Here is a 1,823-nt window from a genome sequence, read left to right on the forward strand (position 1 = left end):
CAGCCGGTGGCGAGAGCGGGAGCGATCTTCCAGGCCAGCATCAGAAGCGGAAAGTTCCACGGGATGATCTGGCCGACGACACCCACTGCCTTGCGGCCGGGAAATTCCTTGTCGAGCGCCTGGGCCCAGCCGGCATGGTGGATGAAGTGGCGGATCGCCAGGGGCACGTCGATGTCGCGGCTTTCGCGGATCGGCTTGCCATTGTCGAGGCTTTCCAGCACCGCAAACAGCCGCTGGTGGCGCTGCATGGCGCGGCCGATGGCATAAAGCACCTTGGCCCGCTCGTAACCCGAAGCAGCACTCCACTTCGGCAGCGCCTTGCGGGCGGCAGCCACAGCTGCCTCGATGTCGGCGGCAGAGGCGTCAGAGACCTTTGCCAGCAGCTTGCCGGTGGAGGGATCCGACGTGTCGAAGCTCTTGCCGTCGATGCCGGCGCGCCAGTCGCCCGCGATGAACAGCGACTTCGAGAAGTCGCGGCCAGCGAGCCAGGCATCGGCTTCCGTGCGGGCCTCGGGGGCTGGGGCGTAATCCATAGCGTGGTATCGTTCGAGGATGTTCATGAGAGGCTCCGGACTCTGCGGCGCGAGGATCGGGCGGGGAGCGCTTTACGTTGCCCCCCTCTGGCCTGCCGGCCATCTCCCCCACAAGGGGGGAGATCAGCTGTGCTTGCGGCCTTCGCCAAATTGAGATGCTGTCGGTTCAGAAAAGACAAAATCGGTGCTGCCGAATGGCTGCCGACCGCCGAACTGCTGATCTCCCCCCTTGTGGGGGAGATGGCCGGCAGGCCAGAGGGGGGCAACGTAGAACTCGGCATGGCCAGGTCTAGCTGCTCACGCCATGGCGTGGCGGTGGTTGGCCGAGTAGCGGCCGCTGACATGGTGCTCGAGCTGGCGTTCGATGTCGGTCAGAAGGCTCGACGCGCCGAAGCGGAACAGCTCGGGTTCGAGCCACGGCCGGCCGAGCTCTTCCTTCATCAGCACCAGCCAGTCGAGCGAGACCTTTGCCGTCGAGATGCCGCCGGCCGGCTTGAAGCCGATGAGATAGCCGGTCTGCTCGTGATAGGCGCGGATGGCCCTGACCATGGCGAGGCCGACGGGCAGCGTCGCATTGACGCTTTCCTTGCCGGTCGAGGTCTTGATGAAGTCGGCGCCCGCCATCATCGCCACCATCGAGGCGAGCGTGACATTGCGCAAAGTGGCGAGATCGCCGGTGCCGAGGATGACCTTCAGATGCGCCTCGCCGCAGGCGGCGCGCATCTGCTTGATCTCGTCATAGAGTTCCTGCCACCTGGCACCGAATACCAGCCCGCGCGGAATGACGACGTCGATCTCGTCGGCGCCGTCGGCGACCGACGCCTCGATCTCGGCGAGACGGCTCGACAAGGGCGCCAGGCCATGCGGGAAAGCCGTCGACACCGCCGCGACATGGATGCCCGAACCCTTCACCGCCTCGACGGCCGTCGCCACAAACGGATGATAGACGCAGACCGCCGCCGGGCGGATCACCACCTCGCCCAGCCCGAGCGCCTCGACAAGATCGCGCCGCAGCGGGTTCAGCGCCTTGGCGCAGAGCCGCCGTACACGCTCGTCGGTGTCGTTGGAGTTGAGCGTCGTCAGGTCCATCAGCGAGATCGACCGCAACAGCCACGCCGCCTGGTTGTCGGCCTTGATCGAACGCCGTTTGGTCAGTGTGCCGACCCGTCGCTCCAGCGCCGAGCGGTTGACGCTGCGCATCGATTCCAGAAAGCCAAGATCCAGCGCCATGCCGGGATTGCGGGCAATGGCGTGCGTCTCGGCCGCGTTCGCAGCCAGGCGCGAAGGCAA

Annotated in this window: 2 protein-coding genes; both read right to left on the minus strand. The window is 66.1% G+C overall.

The genetic code is table 11. The annotated features are described in order from the left end of the window. Positions 1-560, minus strand: a 560-nt coding sequence (locus NDO48_RS28960) for an aldehyde dehydrogenase family protein (RefSeq protein WP_267322877.1), incomplete at its 3' end; no start/stop codon positions are given. Between the two features lie 270 nt (positions 561-830). Continuing rightward, positions 831-1,823: deoxyribose-phosphate aldolase (gene deoC, locus NDO48_RS28965; RefSeq protein ID WP_416377229.1), on the minus strand; the 993-nt coding region annotated here is incomplete at its 5' end.

This window comes from Aminobacter sp. MET-1, assembly GCF_026521175.1.
In the GTDB taxonomy this organism is placed as follows: domain Bacteria; phylum Pseudomonadota; class Alphaproteobacteria; order Rhizobiales; family Rhizobiaceae; genus Aminobacter.